At 65.3% G+C, this 303-nt stretch carries 1 protein-coding gene; it reads left to right on the top strand.

Annotated features, from left to right (window positions below; translation table 11 throughout):
- A partial coding sequence (locus tag GV790_RS29660; protein ID WP_256673614.1) for a cysteine protease StiP domain-containing protein occupies positions 1-303 on the top strand: 303 nt, incomplete at both ends.

The following is a 303-nucleotide window of genomic DNA, read 5'->3' as shown; positions in this document are numbered from 1 at the left end:
CGCGAGCTGTCCGAAGCATTGGTGGCCTATCACGCGGCGGGGGGCCCACAGTTCAACGACGACTTGGCCGTACTCGCCGACCCGGGCCATTGCGTGCGCACCTACGGCACCCGCGACGATTTCCTCATCGCCTCGGCCTGCCTGAATTCGACGGTGTCCGGGCTCATCTCGCGCACCGTCCTCAATGACGAGTTGATCGGTCCCGGCGATTTCCACGGCGCCAAGTTCTACCGTGAACTGGCCGCCGATGACGTCTCCGGACGCCTCATCGACACGGTGACCAGCGCTTTCGATGCCGTCCGC

The organism is Nocardia cyriacigeorgica (assembly GCF_010858045.1).
GTDB classification, from domain to species: domain Bacteria; phylum Actinomycetota; class Actinomycetes; order Mycobacteriales; family Mycobacteriaceae; genus Nocardia; species Nocardia cyriacigeorgica_E.
Note: the sequence above shows the minus strand (reverse complement) of the source record. Positions and strands in the feature narration are given on the sequence as shown.